We start from the raw sequence: 19860 nt of genomic DNA, 5'->3' as shown, positions 1-19860 counted from the left end.
CCCAATTTTTATTTGAAAAAAGTCAGCATACACATCAAAAGGTCATAAAAATTTGTTATGCTAACGGTCTGTAAGTTGGATTATGACAACAAAAAGAAAGATAGGGATACAATATGAAAATTATTGCTGATGGCAATATTGCTCATTTAAGCGATTTTTTTAATGAACACACTTTAGGGCGACCCATCGAATTGATTGCGATGGCAGGGCGTGAGATTGACGCGGCTGTGATAGATGAGTATCAGCCTGATATTTTGCTGGTACGTTCCGTCACGCCTGTCAACAAGCTGTTATTAGACAACAATAAAAGCGTCAAATTTGTCGGTAGTGCCACCATCGGCATCGACCATGTCGATGTGGAGTACCTCGCCAAGCGCGGTATCATTTTTGCCCATGCCGCTGGCTGTAGTAAGCATTCGGTTGCACAATATGTGGTGGCAGCGATTGCCAATTTGCGCCCTGATTATTTATTCAAACCCATCAACCTTGGCATTATTGGGGTGGGCAATATCGGTAATACGCTAGCGCAATATGCGATTTCCTATGGCTGGAATGTGCTGGGCTATGACCCACTCAAACCACCGTCGGTGGTGAACAACGCCAAACTTGAAACTGTGCTGCAAGAAAGCAATGTGATTAGCTTTCACGTACCGCTGACGCATGCGCACAACAGCTCATATCCCACCCATCACGACTATCTGATGACCCAAGCGCGTTGGCAAACCGTATCCGACACTGCCATCATCATCAATACCTCGCGCGGTGCAGTCCTCGGTCGTGATGATATTGTCGCAAGCCCGAATGTGTGTGTACTCGATGTGTTTGAACACGAGCCCAATATCGATGCAGAGCTGCTCAAAGCCTGTAGTATCGTCACCCCGCATATCGCAGGTTATACCCTAGAAGGCAAACTTAGGGGCACACAGTTTGTCTATAATGCCTTATGCAAATATTTACAGGTTGCCCCAACGGTTGATTTTCATACCTTGATGCCAGCTGAAGTGCCGCTGTTTCAAAAAGTGCATAACCCACTCAAAGACCACGAGCGCCATCAACTGCTCAATAAAATTCCTGTGATGTATGATATCAAAGCCGATGACAAGCGTTTACGTAGTGTGGCAAACGCAAACGGTGATATTGAAGGCAAAGACTTTGATAACCTGCGTAAAAACTACCCGCTGCGCCGTGAGTGGCAATCATACGTGTTTAAAATTTGATAAAAATGTTCACCATGACATAAAGCAAAAATAGCCAGTATGGGAAAATACTAGCTATTTTTTTTGGGTCTGCTAATATTGTCGCAAATCCACCTATCCAAACTGCTATGTCAACCACTTATCAACCTACTTGCACCCTACAAACCGCCCAAGCCCGTGCTGCGATGTACGCCACCATTCGCCAGTTTTTTGCCGAGCGACAGGTGCTAGAAGTGCAAACCCCAGTGATGTCACAGGCGGGCAATACCGATATATTTTTGCAATCCGTCTCTAGCAATGTCACTGTGGCCGACCATCCAACAACCTATTATCTGCACACCTCACCCGAATTTGCCATGAAGCGTCTATTGGCAGCTTGGCAAGTACCGATGTACCAAATTTGCCCCGTGTTTCGCGACAACGAAATTGGCAGCCGCCACAACATTGAATTTACCATGCTCGAATGGTACCGTCCCAATTTTAGTTTGGATGAACTGGCAAAAGAAACCAACGATTTGGTGTCTGCGGTACTCGGCTATCCGGTGATTTTTGACCATTATCGCTATGTGGATGCCTTTATGGATTTTGTTAAAATTCATCCCTTCAATGCCAGTTGCGATACCCTCAAAGCCATCGCCAAAGATAATGATCTTAACATTGATTTGGGGGAGGATCACCAAGGCTGGTTAGATTTATTATTTAGTCATTTGGTGGAACCTAATTTGGGAAAAGCGCTACCGACACTCATCTACGATTATCCTGTCGCCACTGCCGCCCTCGCCAAGACAGTCACAGACAAAGATGGCAATCGGGTGGCGAGACGCTTTGAGCTGTATATCAATGGTCTTGAAATCGCCAACGCGTATGATGAGCTGGCTGACGGACAGGCGCTGCGTCTGCGCTTTGATGAAGATAATGTGGCGCGTAAAAAACGCGGGCTACCTGTGATGCCAATTGATGAGAACCTGCTGGCAGCTTGTGATGCCCTGCCAGCTTGTAGTGGCATTGCGCTTGGCATCGATCGACTGCTGATGATTAAAACGGGCAAAACCCATATCCGCGATGTCATCGCTTTACCCACCCCTCACGCCTAACAGCAGTGAACTCAAAAAATAGGAATTGATATGAAACTTTGGCATTTATTTTTGGGGCTGGTGGCAGGCTTGGGCATCCCGATTCAAGCAGCGATTAATACTAGATTGGGCGCAATGTTTGGTGGTCAACCGCTAATGGCCGCATTCGTATCGTTTACGGTTGGCGCACTATTATTATTGGTGTCTTTGCTATTTGTCGATTGGCAAGCGGTGCAATCGGGTCTATCAGACATGCAAATCAGTGACTGGTGGAAATGGCTTGGCGGTGCGCTGGGCGCGTTTTTTGTCTTTGCGTCGATTTTTTTAGCGCCAAAAATCGGTGTTACCAATACGGTGTTTTTGTTTATTTTAGGTCAGCTGGTCATGGGCATGGTGGTGGATAGTTTGGGTTTATTTGGTATGCCTGTGAAAACCCTACATTGGAGTAAATTTTTGGGGATTGTATTGATGCTGGTGGGCGTATCGTTTTTTATGTTTGGACAAAAATGGTTTGTTAAGTCGTCATAAGGCTATTTTTAGGTCAATGTTCAAATCCAATCACTAATTGCTGGATGTAGTCATTGAATTTGTGTTCATCTTGCGAACCAATCATAAAGGCATTGGGAATAGACTCATCCATACCCAATAACATCACTACGCCAAAATCCTCAGCTTGAAAATAGCGCTCATGCGGCTGCCGCAGTTCGGTAATTTCATTGGCGATATGCTGTAATTTTTCATTCAAATCGGCTGGAATTGACCGTCCATCAAAATCATAAATTTGGGCATGGTGTTTTAATCCCCCATTGACGCCATTAATAATCGCTTGCGCCAGTAAGAACTCCGCTAACGGTAATTCATCAAACCAATGAATTTCGCTTTGTTCAATCGCATCAAAGTTGCGGCTCATTTGCACCATCGGGTTATGCTGCTTTTTTGGGCTTAGGGCATCTATATGAATGCCCCAAACGGCATCATCATCGCAGGTTTTGCCAATGACGAGATGGTCGCCCAAGCGTTCTAACGGCAATAAGCAAAGGTGATTAAAGCCACTATTGAGACTAGCAATATTGCCTAAAGCCAATAAATAATGATACAAACCTGCAGGTAATTGAACGCCCAAGGCCTGCTCATTTTGTTCAATCATCGCCTGACTGACACCCAGCGGTTCGGAGTGATTTTCCAGTTGATACAATAACTTAATAGCACTAATAGGGTTTAGCATAATCAACTAGCGAATCCAAGCGTTCAAAATATTGGCAAAGGCTTGTTTGTCTTTGTCGCTATAGGGGGCTTGTCCACCTTGCTGTGAAGGTTCTAACACGCCCGTACTGCGCATGGTATCCATAAAATCGCGCATATTAAGCTTTTGCTTGATGTTGTCTTTGTCATACACAAAACCGCGAGACGTGACTACTTTGGCGCCTTTTTCAATGCAGTCATTGGCGAGGGGGATATCGCTGGTGATGACCACATCACCCGCCACACAGTGCGCTGCGATATAGTCATCCGCTTTGTCAAAACCGCCTTCAACCACTGTCATCTGCAAAACTGGCAAGCGTGGCAAAGCAATGCCGCGATTGGCGACAAAAATCGTGGTCGTCTGCGTGCGTTCCGCGGTTTTGATGATGATTTGCTTGGCAATATTGGGAATTGCGTCAGCGTCTATCCACAGGGTAATTTTTGCTGTCATGGCTTTCACTAAAAGGATTAGTCGTCTAGCAAATCAAGCTGTTTGGCAGACTGGAATAACACATTTGAGCGGTTGCCCGAACGACAGAACATAAACACGGGTTTTTCTGCTTGATTAAAAATCTCGGCAAACTGCTCAACTTGCTCACGGGTTAATTGACCACCAACGACCGGTAGATAATGATAGGCGAGCCCTGCTTGCTGTGCTTCGGTAGCGATATCTGTTTGTAGCGGTTGGTTGGGTTCTTCACCATCGGGGCGGTTGTTGATGATGGTTTTAAAGCCCTGCGCCGCGATTTTGTCAACTTGCTGTGGCTCGATTTGACCATAAAAAACAGTATTGTTTGGCATGTTGTGTTTCCTTATAAAGTTAGCGTTGATTATTCATGTTTTTACTGACTGCGACAAGTATATTTATGGGGTTAATTGTTTAACCGCTTGTTGCGTACTTAAAAATACCTGGCCTGTTAATTTTTGAATCACATCGGTTTTTTCAATTACATCCATGACAGGTCCTTTGACTTCCGAAAAATGTAGGGTGATAGCTTGAGCCGCCAAATTTTGGTTTAAATTGATGAGCATATCTTGTGCGGTCAAATCGATGTGATTGACTGCTGACAGCATCAGCACCAGATTTTTTGTCTGTGAATGACTGGCAATCGCTTGCTCAATAAACTGTAGTACGGACTGGGCATTACCATAAAACAGGCTTTCATCAATGCGAATGATCAACAAATCATCAAACTGGGTCACTGGATGGCGTGCAACATTACGAAAATGCCCGGTATCACCAATTTGACCCACAATCGCGATATGCGGGTGGCTGGTTTGCCAAATCAAGCCTGCAAAGGAGGCAAACAGCCCCAGCACCAAGCCAACATTTAGCCCAAACAATAACACACCGGTGAGTGCCACGCCAAATGCCAGCGCATCGAGTTTGTCATAGCGCAGCGCTTGCTTGAGTGTTTGCACATCAATCATACTGATAATCACTGACATGATAATAGCGCCCAATATGGCATAGGGGAGTGGCTCTAAAGTCTGGCTAAAAAACAGCAGCACCAATGCCATCACCAGTACCGATAACATACTGGCAAGGGGACTTTGCGCGCCTGCATCGACATTTACCGCGGTGCGTGAGAAGCCACCGACAATGGTAAACGACTGAAAAAACGCCCCTGCGATATTGGCAAAACCCAACCCTTTGAGTTCCAAATTGGCATCGTAAGCTTCATGGCGTTGTCGGGCAAATGAGCTGGCAACCGAGTTGCTAGAGACAAACGCAATCAGCGCCATCAATCCTGCTGCAGGTAATAAATTGATGAGTTCAACGGGCGAAATCTGATAAAACGGCAGCACAAAATGCGGCAAACCACTGGGTACATCCGCCACCGTGCGAATACCGATAGCGGCAAAGTTGCCAACTTGACTGGCGATAATGCCGATTGCCAGTACCCCAAGGGGTAACATACGCGTGATGACCTCAATGACTTTGGCAGATAATAAAGGCTTGAGCCAAGTTTTAAGATAATAGCGGTTGATAATTAGTACGGTGAATGCCGCAATGCCAACCATCAAGGTGGGCACGTGCAACTCACGGCGATGAAACAGAAAAGTTTCAACATTCTCTAGCAGTGAATTGCCACTGATCGCGATACCCGTCACATATTTGATTTGCCCGACCAAAATCAAAATTGCCGCGCCACTAATAAACCCTGCCGTCACGCCACGGCTAATAAACTGGGTAATCCAGCCGAGCCGAAACACGCTTGCTAGCCACAATAGTGCCCCTGTTATCAGCGCCAAAAACGACGCCATAATAGCGTAATGCATGGGCGGCAACTCGTTATAGGGCTGCAGCGCTTGTGCGGTCATAATCGCCGTAATCGCCACAGGACCGACGGCATTGACCGAGCTTGCGCCAATCCACGCATACACCAGTACCGGCACAATCGCTGAGTATAAGCCATATACAGGGGGCAACCCTGACAGCATGGCATAACCCAAACTTTGCGGAATTACCAAAATACCCACGATAACACCCGCCAACAAATCTTGACTGAGATTTGCCTTGTTATAGTGCGTTACCCAGTGGGGTAATCGTCGCAAGTTGGCTGCATGTAATGGCAAGGTGGTTATTCCGATAAAGTGGTTACTCTGATAAATTAGCGTCCGATAAATTGGCAGACTGGTTAGCTTTAGATTTAATTATTTTGTGTGACAAAAGCGATCATACAGTACATTGAGGATTGCTAAGGCATTGTCACTGGCGACTGAATAATAGATTTGTTTGCCTTCGCGGCGGGTGTTGACCAAACCATCTTTACGCAAAATCCCCAATTGCTGCGACAGACTTGGTTGACCCAGTCCCACTTTCTCTTCAAGCTGGCTCACACAATGCTCACCTTGCGTCAATTGACACAGCAGCATCAAGCGGTCAGGATGAGATAACGACTTTAACAACTGGCTGGCTTTTCCTGCAGCAGCGTGCATTTGATCGAGCATGGTTGCATCCATCGACACAGGCGCATCGGACTGCGGTTCGGCAATTTCAGGCATGACTTTCCCCCAAGGTATTTTGATGGCTAATACGCAATGCCTGATACTAAGTGCTGCTACCATCAAACTTATCACATAATTTTAAAATAAATAAACGTTTGCGCTAATACAATATATTGAATAACATATTATAAAATAATATAATGAATTGAGCAACGCCTTTCAATGCGGCTATTATACAAAAGTATAAAGTGTTTTTTCAGTTGAAATTGCCATAAAGATATGCCAAAAGCGTTTTTAGATAACAGGAAAACTTATGAACATTCATTCTTTTTTAGACAACGACACTGAAACTTTTACCCACGTTCTAGTCGATACAGCTAGCAAACACTGTGCCATCATCGACCCAGTATTGGATTTTGACGCCGCAGCCGGCAAAATTAGCTATGACAATGCCGATAACGTTATTGGGTTTGTCAAATCACAAGGGTTGACCTTGGACTATATCATCGAAACCCACGCGCATGCCGATCATTTATCGTCCGCGCCTTATATCAAGGCGCAATTAGGCGGTAAAATAGTGATGGGTAAATATATCGATAAGGTGCAAAAAACCTTTAAAACCATTTTTAACTTTGACGACCTAGCCACCGATGCCAGTCAATTTGATATTTTGACTGAGGAAGGCAGCGAGCTAAAACTGGGTGATTTGAGCATCACAGCCATGCATGTACCGGGTCATACCCCAGCTGATATGGCATATAAAGTGACGGATAAAACCGCAGGCAAAGAAAAAATTGCGGTATTTGTCGGGGATACTATTTTTGCCCCTGATGTCGGCTCTGCACGCTGTGACTTTCCTCATGGTAGTGCCGAGGATTTATATGACTCGATTCAGCGTTTATTAGCCTTGCCCGATGATACCCTGCTGTATCTTTGCCATGATTATCCACCCAAGGGTAGGCGTGAGCATATCGCAACGGTTTATGTCGGTGAGCAAAAATTACGCAACATTCATGTCAAACAAGGCACGCCTAAAGCAGAATTTGTACGAATGCGTAACCAACGTGACAAAACACTTGCAATGCCACGTTTGATTTTGCCATCAGTACAAGTTAACATCAATGCAGGTGAATTGCCAAAACCAGAAGACAATGGCGTTCGCTACCTTAAAATTCCCTTAAATCAATTATCATAAAATAAGGAAGAATAATAAATGAAAACCAATGTGGGCAACAAAGAGCGTATTGCGCGCGTGATTGCGGGTCTTGCAATCTTAAAATCATCAAAATCAAAAAAAATGAAATTATTAGCCCTAGCGCCTTTGATTTCAGGGGCGACAGGTCATTGTCCTTGTTATAGCATGCTGGGTATCAACACCGCCAAATCAGCAGCAGATAGCAAAAAACACGCTAAAGCGCAATCCAAAGACCATGCTAAAGATAGCGCTGATGACAAAAGCATCGTGATTGACAGTGTCATGCAAACAGCTGAAACCTTAAAAGAAACAGTTCAAGAAAAAGCAGCCACGCTTAAAGAGACTGCTCAGGAAAAAATAGAAGAACTTGCAGACGCCAAGAAAGCTGACCATGCAGACAAAGCGGAAAAGTCAGAAAAATCAGAAAAAAAAGAGGCTTAATCTAGGCGGCTTTAATTTAAGCGAATGTGACATTCGTTATAGCCTAATAAAAGACTGAGAAAAGGCATCCGTTTGGGTGTCTTTTTTCGTTATACTAGCTTTTATCATTCTCAAGACAAACACAACGCAATGAAAAATACAGCGGTCAAATTTTGCGGCTTTACCCAACTTGAAGATATTACAAATGCGGTCAATCTTGGCGTCGATGGGGTGGGTTTTGTATTTTATGAGCCAAGTCCGCGAGCGGTAACCGCCGAGCAAGCCTGTGAGCTTGCCAAAGCGGTGCCTGCATTGACCACGGTGGTGGCATTGGTGGTCAATATGCCCGAGCAAGAATTGGTTTATCTATCGCATCACGTGCCGTTTGATATCGTGCAGTTTCACGGGGATGAGTCGCCGCGAGAATGCAAGCTGATGGCGGATAGAATCAATAAACGCTGGATAAAGGCATTACGCATCAGCCATGATGACACCACGGAGACGATTGTCACCCAAATCCAAGCGCTTAAAGACTTCGGCGCGTGTAGCGTGCTGCTTGATGCCTATCATCCCGATAAATTTGGCGGTACAGGTGATAGTTTTGATTGGGAAAAAATCCCCAACCACTCGCCGTTACCGATTATTTTGGCGGGGGGATTGACCGCAGACAATGTGGGTGACGCAATTACACAAACAGGCGTGTATGGCGTGGATGTCAGTGGCGGGATTGAGTCAGCAAAAGGGATTAAAAGTTTGGAGAAAATGCAAAAATTTATTGAACAAACTCGCAAATAAATCCTGTAAGGATAAAGATTGCTTTTCAAATAAATTGGTATATACTAACGTACTAGTATAATAGAACATGAAGAATGATAGGGGATACAATGAATATCTTGGTCACAGGCGTAACCGCAGGGTTTGGCAGAGCGATTGCCGAATTACTCATCTCAAAAGGTCATACCATCATCGGCACTGGCAGACGTCAAGAAAAACTGGACGAACTACAGAGGCAACTGGGCGACAACTTTATCCCGCTAAACTTTGACATATCGGACTTGTCCGCCACCAAAACCGCGCTACAAACTTTGCCAAGCGATGTACTCAATAACCTAGATGTACTAGTCAATAACGCAGGATTGGCACTCGGACTTGAACCCGCGGATAAAACAGACTTTGCCGATTGGCAACAAATGGTCAATACCAATATTCTAGGCTTGATTCATTTAACCCATGAAATTTTACCTCTCATGGTAGCCAACAACGACGGCTACATTATTAATTTTAGCTCAACCGCAGGCAATTATCCGTATTTTGGTGGTAATGTGTATGGCGCGACCAAAGCTTTTGTGACCCAGTTTAGCCTAAACTTACGTGCCGATTTGGTCGGTAAAAATATCCGTGTCAGTAATATCGAGCCAGGACTATGTGGTGGCACGGAGTTTAGCAATATTCGTTTTCATGGCGATGATGCCAAAGCCGCCCAAGTTTATGACAGCGTGCAATATGTCACCCCACAAGATATCGCCAATATGGTGGCATGGCTGATTGAACAGCCCAAACACGTCAATATCAACCGTATCGAAGTCATGCCCACCGCACAGACCTTTGCAGGTTTAAAAGTCGTTAAAGATTTATAAAATTAGAGAGAAAATAATGAACATTCAAAACCCCACTGAAGTAAAAGACTTCAATCAATACCCAGATGCCAGCGGACATTTTGGCATTCATGGGGGACGCTTTGTCTCTGAGACCCTGATGGCGGCACTGGAACAACTTGAGCATATTTATAACACTGCCAAAGCTGACCCCGAATTTTGGAAAGCTTTTCAAGACGACTTGGTCAATTATGTCGGCAGACCAACGCCACTTTATCATGCCAAGCGCCTAAGTGATGATATCGGTGGCGCGCAGATTTATCTTAAACGTGAAGACTTGAACCATACAGGCGCTCACAAAGTCAACAACACCATCGGTCAAGCGTTGCTTGCCAAAATGGTCGGCAAAAAACGCATCATTGCCGAGACAGGCGCAGGGCAACATGGCGTAGCAACTGCCACCATCGCGGCGCGTCTGGGCTTAGAGTGTGTGGTGTATATGGGCGCAGATGATGTCGAACGCCAAGCCATGAACGTGTATCGCATGCGTTTGCTTGGGGCAACAGTGGTACCTGTCACCTCGGGCACTCGCACGCTCAAAGACGCCATGAACGAAGCCATGCGCGACTGGGTCACCAATGTCGATAGCACTTATTATGTCATTGGCACTGTCGCAGGCCCGCACCCATACCCCATGCTGGTACGTGATTTTCAAGCCATTATCGGCAAAGAAGCCAAACTACAACACTACCAAAAAACAGGCAAACTGCCCGATGCGTTGGTCGCCTGTGTCGGTGGCGGTAGTAATGCCATCGGACTGTTTTATGACTTTTTGAATGATAAAGACGTCAAAATGTATGGTATCGAAGCCGGCGGTGATGGGGTCGAGACAGGCAACCATGCTGCACCACTTACCGTCGGTCGAGTGGGCGTATTACACGGCAACCGCACGTATTTGATGGCGGATGATGATGGGCAGATTTTGGGCACTCATTCGATTTCAGCAGGGCTGGATTACCCGGGCGTGGGTCCTGAGCATAGTTTCTTAAAGGATATCGACCGTGTGCAGTACGTACCTTGTACCGATGAAGAAGCGATGGTGGGATTTCGTGAATGTACCCAAAAAGAAGGCATTATTCCTGCACTAGAAAGCTCGCACGCCATTGCGTATGCGTTGAAACTTGCCAAAACCATGTCAAAAGATCAGTCGATTATTGTCAATCTGTCGGGTCGTGGGGATAAGGATTTGCATACGGTCATGAAACGTGATGGGATTGAGATTTGATTGATGCAGATTAATTTTACGATAGTTATTGCCTATGTTTCAGCCATCATTTTATTTTTAGGAACGCCTGGACCTGTCACGGTGATGGTCGCTAATACCAGCGTCAAACATGGTATCAAAGCAGGTATTGCCACCATTGCTGGTACCAATAGCGCATCACTCATTTTGATTGGTGCATCGTTTGCGGTGATTCAAGGCATATTTGCCATCAGCGAACAAGCGCTACTGTGGCTGACGTTGTTTGGTTCTTTGTATGTGCTGTATTTTGCTATCAATATTTTAAAAGACCGCGTTAATTTAGTACAAGTGGCTGCCTTGCCAAGGCAGGAGAGTAAACACCATTTTAAAGATGGGTTTATTGTTGGCATTTCAAACCCCAAAGATATTTTGTTTTTTATCGCATTTTTTCCGCTATTTTTTGCGATTAGCAATGATAAAGTCTTAAGTATAGCGTTACTGGTTGGGATTTGGGTGCTGCTGGATTATGGGATTTTAAGTATATATGCCGTAATGTTTTCCAAAATCAAAAGTAATACATTGGCAAATGTTATCAATAAGTTATCAGGCACGGTGTTAGCGTGCGTGGCGGTATATGCCAGTGTGATGACCGCATGCAAACTATATCTTGGTACAAAAATAATTAGCCATCACTAAATAAAATTTGTTGAGAGTATATTTATGACAACCCGAATTGAAACCACATTTAACACGTTACGAGAGCAAAACAAAAAAGCTTTAATTCCTTATGTGATGGCAGGCGACCCAAACCCAAGTGTTACCGTCAGCTTACTGCATGAACTCGTTGACCACGGCGCAGACATCATCGAAGTTGGCTTGCCATTTTCTGACCCCATGGCAGACGGTGAGACTATCGCCCTAGCAGGCGAGCGCGCATTGGCAGGTGGCACCAGTACCCGCCAAGCGATTGAGATGGTAAAAGCGTTTCGTAAAACCAACACCACCACGCCAGTGCTAGTCATGGGCTATCTAAATCCAATTGAAATCATCGGTTATGACAAGTTTATCAGCCTTTGTCAAGATGCAGGGGTTGACGGTGTTTTGATGGTTGATTTACCGCCACAAGAAGCGGGCGATTTTACCCAAAAACTCGCCAATTCCGCAATGAACGAAATCTTTTTACTTGCGCCAACTACCTTGCCAGAACGCCGTGAGCAAGTGCTAAAACATGGCGGTGGTTTTATCTATTATGTATCGGTCAAAGGTGTAACAGGCTCAAAAGCATTGGATGCCCAAGATGTGGGCGAGCACGTGCAAGCGATTAAAGCACAAACTGCTTTACCTGTGTGTGTTGGTTTTGGTATTCGTGATGGTGCATCGGCAAAAGCAGTCGGACAATATGCGGATGGCGTGATTGTCGGTAGTGAGCTGGTGAAAAACTTTGCGGATGTGGGCAACGATGAACAAAAAATCGCCCATGCCAAAAAAGCCATCTTGGATAAAATGGATGAGCTAAGAGAAGCGATTGACAGTCTTGAGTGATAGAATGGTTTGAGGTATTTGAGGTTAATCATTTCATTTATTGCTAAAATCAGTTAGCATACGCATTATAAAATGAGTTTGTACTTGTACACTCAAACAACTACTATTCAATAGCACTCTTAAATTGCACTGTTAATAGGGACTTATTATGAGCACTGATATGAAGCCTCAACCGATGGGACAGACATTGGAAGAAACTTGGTTAAAACGCCCATTACCCACCATCAAGCCGCGTGCCAAGCAAATACTGACGGCGGTTGAGACCGAACCATCGACTCAATGTCCCAACTGTAATTCAATCATCACCAATACCGTGCTGATTTTTAATAATTACGTATGCCCATCGTGTGACGAACATCTTAGCATGACCGCCCGCACGCGTCTGAACTGGTTTTTTGACCAAGTGGATGACGAGCTGGGTCAGCAGTACCAAGCAGGCAATCCCTTAGACTTTGTCGATAGCAAACCTTACCCAACACGGATGAGCGAAGCGCAAGCCAAGACGGGCGAAACCGAAGCACTTATCGTCATGAAAGGCAAACTCCAGCGGCTACCCGTAGTTGCCTGTGCGTTTGATTTTGCTTTTATGGGTGGCTCAATGGGCTCTGTGGTAGGCGATCGATTCGTGCTCGCTGCCGAGACGGCGCTCAAAGAACAAATCCCGCTGGTGTGTTTTGCCGCATCGGGTGGCGCCCGTATGCAAGAGGGCTTGTTATCCCTCATGCAGATGGCGCGTACTGCCGCAGCGATTGAGAAACTCAAACACGCCAATATTCCTTATATTGTGGTGCTGACCAATCCTGTGTATGGCGGTGTAACGGCGTCACTTGCGATGTTAGGCGATATCCATTTGGCGGAGCCCAAAGCCATGATTGGTTTTGCGGGCAAACGGGTGATTGAACAAACCGTTCGCGAGGTACTGGGCGAGCCCTTCCAGCGCGCTGAGTTTTTGGTAGAGCATGGTGTGGTCGATCAAGTCGTTCATCGTCTACAAATGAAAGAAACGATTCATCGTTTACTCAAAAAAATGACCTATTTTCGTCAGGCTCACTAATTCATTATTATCACGGTTTTATCCATGCAACAGTCAAGCTTACCACCCGCACTCTCATCATCCCCATTGCCGCCTAGCGTTTCAAGCTCGTTAACCGAGTGGCTAAACTACATGCAAGGCATCCATGTGTCTGCGATTGATATGGGGCTTGAGCGGGTGATACCCGTATTTCAAGCATTGGGTATAAAGCAAACCGATGCCTTTGTGTTTACCGTGGCAGGCACCAATGGCAAAGGTTCAACCACCGCCACTATTGCCGAGATTTGTCAACAAGCAGGCTATAAAACCGCTTTGTATCAATCGCCGCATTTACTGGTGTTTAACGAGCGTGTCAGAATCAATGGAAAAATGGTCGATGACCAAACTTTGATTGATGCGTTTACCAAAATCGAGCAGGCGAGGTTTGATTGTGGCTTGACGCTGTCATTTTTTGAAATGACGACGCTTGCCGCTTTTTTGATTTTTGCCCAAAACCACTGTGATGTCTGGGTATTGGAAGTGGGGTTAGGCGGTCGCCTCGATGTCGTCAATGTCATCGATCCAAACCTTGCGGTCATTACCAATGTGGGTATCGACCATGTCGAATGGCTCGGCGACACCCGTGAAAAAATAGCCGTAGAAAAAGCCGGTATTTTGCGTGATAACCTGACATTGGTGTATGGCGAAGCCGATATGCCCTCGACCATCGCGCCCTTGATTGCACAGCACCATGCCCATTTGCTACAGTATGGCAAAGATTACGGCTACCGCCATACTAAGGGTGGAGCGACATGGCAATATAGCAATAGCGCGGTGACTTTATCGTTGCCTATCCCCAATTTGTCTTTGCACAATACCGCAACGGCTATCACCGCCCTCCTAGCCAGCCCATTGACCATAACCCAAGACCACATTCAAGCTGCGTTACCGAAGGTAAAATTGGCAGGGCGTTTTGACAGCAGACGCATGTCAGCTCGCCAATGGGTATTTGATGTTGCCCACAATGACCATGGGATGCAGTTTTTGCTCAAGCAGTTCACGCCGTATGTACATGCTTACCAACGCCAGCATCCAACCGCCAAATTGCATTTGGTGATATCCATGCTCGCTGATAAAGACATCGAGCCTGTACTCGCCCGTCTACAGCAATTTTCCCAGACGGTTATGCCGATTGATAGTGTTCACAGCGGCGTTATATCTCACCCTAGAGCGAGTAGCCAAGAGCGCTTAACTGAGCTGTTACCGCGCTATTTTAATTCTGTATGTGTTTTTGAGGATTTGAGTTTAGCGACCCAATCGGTGATTGACCGAAGCCAAGATAATGACCTAATTTTGGTGTGTGGTTCTTTTTATACCATCAGCGGTGTACTGACCAGCCAATCACTGAGTGAATAACGAATTTGTGCGTCAAATGATTTTACTTTTCAAAATTTTCAGTTAATATCTCAACAATGGTAAAAACTGCTCACGCGAATTTTGCTATGATTAGTCAAAATTCATTGATTTTTATAGGTTGAAAAAATCATTTATCAAGACACATAAACTAGGGTAATTGGCATGAAATTTTCTAAGCAAGCATTATTGGGTACAACGGTATTGTTAGGCGGTAGCGTGTTGTTATATGCCACTATGCACCAAGTCTTAAACGCGCCTGCCAAACCTGCAGCCAATAGCCAACAAGTTATCGCTAAACCCACGACAGATAAACAATCGGCAATCAGCAACGAGCCACTCACTGCGGATGTCGCAACCGAAAAAAATTTGCTGGCACAAAAACAAAAAGAACGGGAGCAACGAGTCGCTGCGCAAGAACAACAAGCCCAGCAATACATGACCGAGCAACAGCGGATTGAAGCCAAAGCTTTAGCGCGTAGCCGTGCTGAAAATCAACTGTATGCCAACAAAAATGCCGCCAATACCAATTCGGTGGTTGCCAGCTCAGTGACCGCGATTACCCAACCTGTGGTAAAGCCCCGACCCGTTGACACGGTCGCCGCGCCACCACAAACGCAAGCTGCAGTACCCAATAGCGCACAAAATACTGCACAGAGCCAAAGCGCTGCGCAAACTAAAGTACAAGCAGCTACGCCAACGCCCACAGTGGCAGCACCCGTCGTCGCACAGCCGCAGCCCGCGGCAAAAACAACCCCTAGCAATACTGGTGCCTATCAAGTCAAGGCAGGCGAGGGGTTGATAGGGTTATCACGTCGCTACAATGTGCCAGTCGAGGTATTGGCAAGCGTCAATAATCTCAACACCACCAGCAGCTTACGTGTCGGGCAAACTATCACCATCCCGACTGCGGCACAAGTTAACCGTATTACCCAACAAACTCAAGCGCGAGAGCAACAACGTCAAAATGAGATTGCTCGCAAAAAGCAAGAAGCTGAACAAAAAAAGCAACAGGCGCTACTGCAGCAGCAGCAAGAAGTCGCCCGTAAAAAACAAGAAGCCGCGCAAAAAGAGCAGCAAAAACAGCAAGAAATCGCTCGTAAAAAGCAAGAAGCCCAGTTAAGAGAGCAGTTAAAAGAGCAAAAACGTCAACAAGAAATCGCCCAGAAAAAATTAGAAGCTCAGCAACAAGCCCAGAAAAAACAAGCATTCCAAGCGGCACAAGATAATTTAAGGCAGGCGCGTCAGACGGTGAAACAAACGGATGTTAAAGGTACGTTTGGGGTACAAGTTGCATTGGCAACCGACGAGAAAAAAGCCAATGAAATCACCCAAAAATTACAAGCGGCAGGCTATAAAGTCAAAACCACCCAAACGAGTAAAGGGGTACGTATCGTCGTAGGTCCAGAAAAAGGCAAAGTTGCTGCCTTGGCGCTCAAAGACAAGCTTAATAACGATAGCCGTGTGGATGTCAATAGCGGCTGGGTGCTTTACTGGTAAGTCTATTTGACGTTTTAAAGCCAAATTATTCAAACAATGCAAAACTATCCAAATAATGCGACATTTTGTGTCGTATTATTTATTTACGCGCTTGTGAAAATCACCCAATAGAGGAATAATGTTGCCTTGAGGTAGTTATCCTGTTGATAAAAGTGTGTGGTTATTGTGACAATTTTTTTAGTGTTAGCGTTTGTGTTGTTTATCCTGTTAGTGTTTGCATTTCGCAGTAGTGGCAGTAGCCATGAAGAGGTTATTAAGCCCGTTCGGGGAGATGAATTAGCAGTATGGCCGTTTGAGCCGATGCCAATCATGACGCCGACTGAAGTAATATTTTTTAATCGCTTGCAGCAGGCGGTACCTGAGCTGATTATTTTTGGGCAAGTACAGCTATCGCGTATTATTATGCCAAATGACGATGACGATACTGAGCAAGGCTTTTGGTTTAATCGTATTTGTCGTATGAGTGTTGACTATGTGCTGGTCGATCAAGACAAGCAAACCGTACTATTGGCAATTGAATTAGACGACTGGACGCACAACACTCGCCGCCGTCAGCAGCAAGACGAAAAAAAAGACAAAGCGCTGTTGAGTGCAGGCATTTCGATATTACGAATCGATGGGGAAGCCATGCCGGATGCTGCGCTTTTACGCCGTAAAATCTTAGCAGTGATAGGGTAAGATTAAAATCGCAAAAAACTATAGAAAGTGTTGCATTCAAAAAAAAACTCGCTATAATACTCAAACTCAACATAGGCGATTAGTTCAATTGGTAGAGCGTCGGTCTCCAAAACCGAATGTTGGGGGTTCGAGTCCCTCATCGCCTGCCACATTTTAGTTAGGTTAGCGTGTACGCTGTATTCTAATAATAAAATACGTTTTAATGATAGACAGGGCAGCCTTATGAAACAAATGCTAGAGAACAAACTAGCAGAGCTCAATGGCAAAAGGATGTCTGGTGAAAAAGTGGTTGTCCACCAACCTGCTGCTATTGAGATTGCCAAACGACACTCCCCTAAAGATTTTGCCCTGTGGATTTTTGCTTTTGTCGCATTAATCAGCGCAACTTTAGTAAATCAATATTTACCCGCATATTGGCAACCCGCTAGCAGTTTATGGACGCGCGTGGCTGTTATTGCTGGACTAATCATTGCTGCATTATTGGCACTGGCATTGACCAACCAAGGCAGTGCTTTTAAAACACTGTTGCAAGATTCTCGCGTTGAATTACGCCGTGTGACTTGGCCGACCAAACAAGAAACCCTTGAATACACTTGGCAAGTTGCAGTAGTGGCTGGGATATTAGCCTTTATTGTGTGGTTATTAGATACCGTATTTAGCCAGTTGATTCAATACGTCATTGGTCAATAGCAAAAATTTAGCCAAACCCTTTTATTTGACCCACATCTGTGGGTTTTTATCTATCTAGCAATATCAATATTTTACCTGCATTGCTCATCTTTGGTATAGTAGGCGATGTGTTTAGCAATGAATTAGAGGAAGATTATCCATGCGTTGGTATATCGTACAAGCATTTTCAGGCTTTGAAAAACAAGTGCAGCGTTCATTGATTGAACGTATCAATCGCAGCGAATATAAAGAATCGTTTGGTCAAGTACTTGTCCCAACCGAAGAAGTTATCGAAATGCGGGATGGCAAAAAACGCAAATCTGAGCGTAAATTCTTCCCAGGTTACGTATTGATTGAAATGGATATGAACGACAATACATGGCACTTAGTTAAAGACTGTCCACGTGTGATGGGTTTTATTGGCGGTACGCCAGAAAATCCTGCGCCGATTACCCCAAAAGAAGCCGATACCATTTTAAATCGTTTAAACACCAATGAAAATAAACCGCGTCCAAAAACCTTGTTTGAGCCAGGTGAGGAAGTGTTGGTCATCGATGGTCCGTTTACTGAGTTTAGAGGCTTGGTCGAAAAAGTGGATTACGAAAAATCACGCTTACAGTTGACCGTCAATGTCTTTAACCGTCCAACACCGGTTGAGTTAGAATTTAAGCAAGTAGAAAAAATTAACTAATTTTTAATTTGAATCTACTAATAAAATTGTAACTAAGTGCCAAATTTAGCAATTTTTGCTTTACCTAAGTAAAAATTCGCTTATAATATGGCACTTTATTTTTTCTGTTGTCTGCAAGATTGACAATATCACCCGGGGAGCCAGATAGCCATTCGATGAGTGGGAGTCTAGCGCTATTACCCATAACAGGAGTCTATCATGGCTAAAAAGATTGATGGTTACATCAAACTACAAGTGCCAGCTGGTAAAGCTAATCCATCACCACCTATCGGTCCAGCATTGGGTCAAAAAGGTGTGAACATCATGGCATTCTGTAAAGAGTTCAACGCAGCTACTTCTAGCATGGAACCAGGTCTACCTGTTCCCGTTGAAATCACGGTTTACAACGACAAATCGTTCACCTTCATCATGAAGTCACCACCAGCGGCGTTCTTAATTCGCAAAGCTGCAGGTGCTGCTAAAGGTTCAGGCGTACCGAACAAAACTAAAGTAGGTAAAGTTGACCGTGCACAGTTAGAAGAAATTGCTAACACTAAAAATGCTGACTTAACTGCTGCTGACTTAGAAGCTGCGGTTCGCACATTGGCGGGTACTGCTCGCTCAATGGGTATTGACGTGGAGGGCGTGTAAATGGCTAAATTAACTAAACGTCAAAAAGCAATTGCTGAAAGCTATGATGCGAACAAACAATACACATTGGCTGAAGCGGTGGAAATCCTAAATAAATTACCACCTGCAAAATTCAAAGAGTCAATCGATATTGCTATCAATCTAGGCGTTGACCCACGTAAATCTGACCAAGTGGTTCGTGGTGCTACTAACCTACCTGCAGGTACCGGTAAAACCAAACGTGTTGCCGTGTTTGCACAAGGTGCAGCAGCTGAGGCAGCAAAAGAAGCGGGTGCTGATATCGTAGGTTTTGAAGACCTAGCAGAAAGCATCAAAGCAGGTAACATGGACTTTGATGTTGTGATTGCGTCGCCTGATGCAATGCGCGTTGTTGGTCAATTAGGTACAATTTTAGGTCCACGTGGTTTAATGCCAAACCCTAAAGTAGGTACAGTGACCCCTAACGTTGCTGAAGCGGTTAAAAACACCAAAGCGGGTCAGGCAACTTACCGTGTTGATAAAGCGGGTATTATCCATACTACAATTGGTCAAGTAGGCTTTAGCGCTGAACAAATCGAGCAAAATGCGTCTGCATTAATCGCTGATTTGAAAAAAGCAAAACCTGCGACCTCAAAAGGTATTTATATCAAAAAAATCACCCTATCAAGCACGATGGGTCCTGGCATCAACTTAGATGCAGTTCCTTATCGTAATGCCTAAGCTTTAAAGCTTAATGGTGAATTTTTAACATATTATAAATTTAGTTCAGCACAAACGGGTTGTGCTGTCTAAGACCGTAGGTTCTATTGGTTTAATCATAATTCTATTGG

General features: G+C 44.9%; 23 protein-coding genes and 1 tRNA gene. 19 read left to right on the top strand and 5 right to left on the bottom strand.

Annotated features, from left to right (window positions below):
- Positions 1-113 precede the first annotated feature (113 nt).
- The 3 genes from RT084_RS08465 (at position 114) to RT084_RS08455 (ending at position 2797) form a co-directional block, all read left to right on the top strand.
- Entirely contained in the window at positions 114-1217 is a 1104-nt protein-coding gene (locus tag RT084_RS08465; protein WP_203171529.1) for a 4-phosphoerythronate dehydrogenase, read from the top strand.
- A gap of 107 nt (positions 1218-1324) precedes the next feature.
- Positions 1325-2290: an EF-P lysine aminoacylase EpmA gene (gene epmA, locus RT084_RS08460; RefSeq protein ID WP_203171530.1), complete on the top strand. Its 966-nt coding sequence runs from the start codon at positions 1325-1327 to the stop codon at positions 2288-2290.
- Between the two features lie 30 nt (positions 2291-2320).
- The gene (locus RT084_RS08455) at positions 2321-2797 is read left to right on the top strand and encodes a DMT family transporter (protein WP_203171531.1); all 477 of its coding nucleotides are present in this window, start codon (positions 2321-2323) and stop codon (positions 2795-2797) included.
- Positions 2798-2810: 13 nt separating this feature from the next.
- Here the strand turns inward: RT084_RS08455 and RT084_RS08450 are convergent, their stop codons facing one another.
- The 5 genes from RT084_RS08450 to RT084_RS08430 form a co-directional block, all read right to left on the bottom strand.
- Positions 2811-3494, bottom strand: a complete 684-nt coding sequence (locus tag RT084_RS08450; protein ID WP_284034312.1) for a hypothetical protein — start codon at positions 3492-3494, stop codon at positions 2811-2813.
- A 6-nt stretch (positions 3495-3500) separates the two neighbouring features.
- The gene (locus RT084_RS08445; protein WP_050324487.1) at positions 3501-3950 is read right to left on the bottom strand and encodes a YaiI/YqxD family protein; all 450 of its coding nucleotides are present in this window, start codon (positions 3948-3950) and stop codon (positions 3501-3503) included.
- Between the two features lie 29 nt (positions 3951-3979).
- A complete protein-coding gene (locus tag RT084_RS08440) occupies positions 3980-4312 on the bottom strand; it encodes a protein tyrosine phosphatase family protein (RefSeq protein ID WP_313099199.1) in 333 nt (110 codons plus the stop codon).
- Positions 4313-4375: 63 nt separating this feature from the next.
- Positions 4376-6091: a SulP family inorganic anion transporter gene (locus RT084_RS08435; RefSeq protein ID WP_313099195.1), complete on the bottom strand. Its 1716-nt coding sequence runs from the start codon at positions 6089-6091 to the stop codon at positions 4376-4378.
- A gap of 78 nt (positions 6092-6169) precedes the next feature.
- On the bottom strand, positions 6170-6478 hold the full coding sequence (locus RT084_RS08430) for an ArsR/SmtB family transcription factor (protein WP_197931512.1): 309 nt from the start codon (positions 6476-6478) through the stop codon (positions 6170-6172).
- 298 nt (positions 6479-6776) lie between these two features.
- Here RT084_RS08430 and RT084_RS08425 point away from each other — a divergent pair, with 298 nt between their 5' ends.
- The 16 genes from RT084_RS08425 to rplA all read left to right on the top strand — a co-directional run bounded on the left by RT084_RS08425 (position 6777) and on the right by rplA (position 19750).
- A complete protein-coding gene (locus RT084_RS08425) occupies positions 6777-7658 on the top strand; it encodes an MBL fold metallo-hydrolase (RefSeq protein ID WP_313099192.1) in 882 nt (293 codons plus the stop codon).
- 18 nt (positions 7659-7676) lie between these two features.
- Entirely contained in the window at positions 7677-8099 is a 423-nt protein-coding gene (locus RT084_RS08420) for a YgaP family membrane protein (RefSeq protein WP_284034316.1), read from the top strand.
- Between the two features lie 129 nt (positions 8100-8228).
- Positions 8229-8873, top strand: coding sequence for a phosphoribosylanthranilate isomerase (locus tag RT084_RS08415; RefSeq protein ID WP_313099188.1), 645 nt, complete (start codon positions 8229-8231; stop codon positions 8871-8873).
- Positions 8874-8962: 89 nt separating this feature from the next.
- The gene (locus RT084_RS08410; protein ID WP_203171537.1) at positions 8963-9715 is read left to right on the top strand and encodes an SDR family NAD(P)-dependent oxidoreductase; all 753 of its coding nucleotides are present in this window, start codon (positions 8963-8965) and stop codon (positions 9713-9715) included.
- Positions 9716-9731: 16 nt separating this feature from the next.
- The gene (gene trpB / locus RT084_RS08405) at positions 9732-10958 is read left to right on the top strand and encodes a tryptophan synthase subunit beta (RefSeq protein WP_036601146.1); all 1227 of its coding nucleotides are present in this window, start codon (positions 9732-9734) and stop codon (positions 10956-10958) included.
- A gap of 3 nt (positions 10959-10961) precedes the next feature.
- Entirely contained in the window at positions 10962-11612 is a 651-nt protein-coding gene (locus RT084_RS08400) for a LysE family translocator (protein WP_313099183.1), read from the top strand.
- A 24-nt stretch (positions 11613-11636) separates the two neighbouring features.
- The gene (gene trpA / locus RT084_RS08395; protein ID WP_313099180.1) at positions 11637-12458 is read left to right on the top strand and encodes a tryptophan synthase subunit alpha; all 822 of its coding nucleotides are present in this window, start codon (positions 11637-11639) and stop codon (positions 12456-12458) included.
- 148 nt (positions 12459-12606) lie between these two features.
- Positions 12607-13512 carry an acetyl-CoA carboxylase, carboxyltransferase subunit beta gene (gene accD, locus RT084_RS08390; protein WP_007116404.1) on the top strand — a complete coding sequence of 302 codons (906 nt, stop codon included), beginning with the start codon at positions 12607-12609 and terminating at the stop codon, positions 13510-13512.
- Positions 13513-13536: 24 nt separating this feature from the next.
- The gene (gene folC, locus RT084_RS08385; RefSeq protein WP_313099174.1) at positions 13537-14886 is read left to right on the top strand and encodes a bifunctional tetrahydrofolate synthase/dihydrofolate synthase; all 1350 of its coding nucleotides are present in this window, start codon (positions 13537-13539) and stop codon (positions 14884-14886) included.
- 162 nt (positions 14887-15048) lie between these two features.
- Positions 15049-16383 (top strand): SPOR and LysM peptidoglycan-binding domain-containing protein, encoded by a 1335-nt coding sequence (locus RT084_RS08380; protein ID WP_313099169.1) that lies wholly within the window; start codon positions 15049-15051, stop codon positions 16381-16383.
- A gap of 165 nt (positions 16384-16548) precedes the next feature.
- Positions 16549-17061 (top strand): DUF2726 domain-containing protein, encoded by a 513-nt coding sequence (locus RT084_RS08375; protein ID WP_313099166.1) that lies wholly within the window; start codon positions 16549-16551, stop codon positions 17059-17061.
- A gap of 73 nt (positions 17062-17134) precedes the next feature.
- Positions 17135-17210 (top strand) — tRNA-Trp (locus RT084_RS08370).
- Between the two features lie 73 nt (positions 17211-17283).
- Positions 17284-17751 carry a preprotein translocase subunit SecE gene (gene secE / locus RT084_RS08365; protein WP_203171541.1) on the top strand — a complete coding sequence of 156 codons (468 nt, stop codon included), beginning with the start codon at positions 17284-17286 and terminating at the stop codon, positions 17749-17751.
- A gap of 139 nt (positions 17752-17890) precedes the next feature.
- Positions 17891-18421 carry a transcription termination/antitermination protein NusG gene (gene nusG, locus RT084_RS08360; RefSeq protein WP_007116399.1) on the top strand — a complete coding sequence of 177 codons (531 nt, stop codon included), beginning with the start codon at positions 17891-17893 and terminating at the stop codon, positions 18419-18421.
- Between the two features lie 198 nt (positions 18422-18619).
- Positions 18620-19051 (top strand): 50S ribosomal protein L11, encoded by a 432-nt coding sequence (rplK, locus tag RT084_RS08355; RefSeq protein ID WP_036597691.1) that lies wholly within the window; start codon positions 18620-18622, stop codon positions 19049-19051.
- Positions 19052-19750, top strand: coding sequence for a 50S ribosomal protein L1 (rplA, locus tag RT084_RS08350; protein WP_313099161.1), 699 nt, complete (start codon positions 19052-19054; stop codon positions 19748-19750).
- Positions 19751-19860 lie beyond the last annotated feature (110 nt).

The organism is Moraxella sp. CTOTU48717, from assembly GCF_032057165.1.
Taxonomy (GTDB): Bacteria; Pseudomonadota; Gammaproteobacteria; order Pseudomonadales; family Moraxellaceae; genus Faucicola; species Faucicola tetraodonis.
The sequence above is the reverse complement of the archived record's forward strand: the minus strand, read 5'-3'. Positions and strand labels throughout refer to the sequence as shown.

What these genes read in the sequence shown, in the direction of transcription:
- RT084_RS08465 (WP_203171529.1), top strand. Translation starts at nt 114, where the DNA reads ATGAAAATTATTGCTGATGGCAATATTGCTCATTTAAGCGATTTTTTT.
- epmA (WP_203171530.1), top strand. Translation starts at nt 1,325, where the DNA reads ATGTCAACCACTTATCAACCTACTTGCACCCTACAAACCGCCCAAGCC.
- RT084_RS08455 (WP_203171531.1), top strand. Translation starts at nt 2,321, where the DNA reads ATGAAACTTTGGCATTTATTTTTGGGGCTGGTGGCAGGCTTGGGCATC.
- RT084_RS08450 (WP_284034312.1), bottom strand. Translation starts at nt 3,494, where the DNA reads ATGCTAAACCCTATTAGTGCTATTAAGTTATTGTATCAACTGGAAAAT.
- RT084_RS08440 (WP_313099199.1), bottom strand. Translation starts at nt 4,312, where the DNA reads ATGCCAAACAATACTGTTTTTTATGGTCAAATCGAGCCACAGCAAGTT.
- RT084_RS08430 (WP_197931512.1), bottom strand. Translation starts at nt 6,478, where the DNA reads ATGGATGCAACCATGCTCGATCAAATGCACGCTGCTGCAGGAAAAGCC.
- RT084_RS08425 (WP_313099192.1), top strand. Translation starts at nt 6,777, where the DNA reads ATGAACATTCATTCTTTTTTAGACAACGACACTGAAACTTTTACCCAC.
- RT084_RS08420 (WP_284034316.1), top strand. Translation starts at nt 7,677, where the DNA reads ATGAAAACCAATGTGGGCAACAAAGAGCGTATTGCGCGCGTGATTGCG.
- RT084_RS08415 (WP_313099188.1), top strand. Translation starts at nt 8,229, where the DNA reads ATGAAAAATACAGCGGTCAAATTTTGCGGCTTTACCCAACTTGAAGAT.
- RT084_RS08410 (WP_203171537.1), top strand. Translation starts at nt 8,963, where the DNA reads ATGAATATCTTGGTCACAGGCGTAACCGCAGGGTTTGGCAGAGCGATT.
- trpB (WP_036601146.1), top strand. Translation starts at nt 9,732, where the DNA reads ATGAACATTCAAAACCCCACTGAAGTAAAAGACTTCAATCAATACCCA.
- RT084_RS08400 (WP_313099183.1), top strand. Translation starts at nt 10,962, where the DNA reads ATGCAGATTAATTTTACGATAGTTATTGCCTATGTTTCAGCCATCATT.
- trpA (WP_313099180.1), top strand. Translation starts at nt 11,637, where the DNA reads ATGACAACCCGAATTGAAACCACATTTAACACGTTACGAGAGCAAAAC.
- accD (WP_007116404.1), top strand. Translation starts at nt 12,607, where the DNA reads ATGAGCACTGATATGAAGCCTCAACCGATGGGACAGACATTGGAAGAA.
- folC (WP_313099174.1), top strand. Translation starts at nt 13,537, where the DNA reads ATGCAACAGTCAAGCTTACCACCCGCACTCTCATCATCCCCATTGCCG.
- RT084_RS08380 (WP_313099169.1), top strand. Translation starts at nt 15,049, where the DNA reads ATGAAATTTTCTAAGCAAGCATTATTGGGTACAACGGTATTGTTAGGC.
- secE (WP_203171541.1), top strand. Translation starts at nt 17,284, where the DNA reads ATGAAACAAATGCTAGAGAACAAACTAGCAGAGCTCAATGGCAAAAGG.
- nusG (WP_007116399.1), top strand. Translation starts at nt 17,891, where the DNA reads ATGCGTTGGTATATCGTACAAGCATTTTCAGGCTTTGAAAAACAAGTG.
- rplK (WP_036597691.1), top strand. Translation starts at nt 18,620, where the DNA reads ATGGCTAAAAAGATTGATGGTTACATCAAACTACAAGTGCCAGCTGGT.
- rplA (WP_313099161.1), top strand. Translation starts at nt 19,052, where the DNA reads ATGGCTAAATTAACTAAACGTCAAAAAGCAATTGCTGAAAGCTATGAT.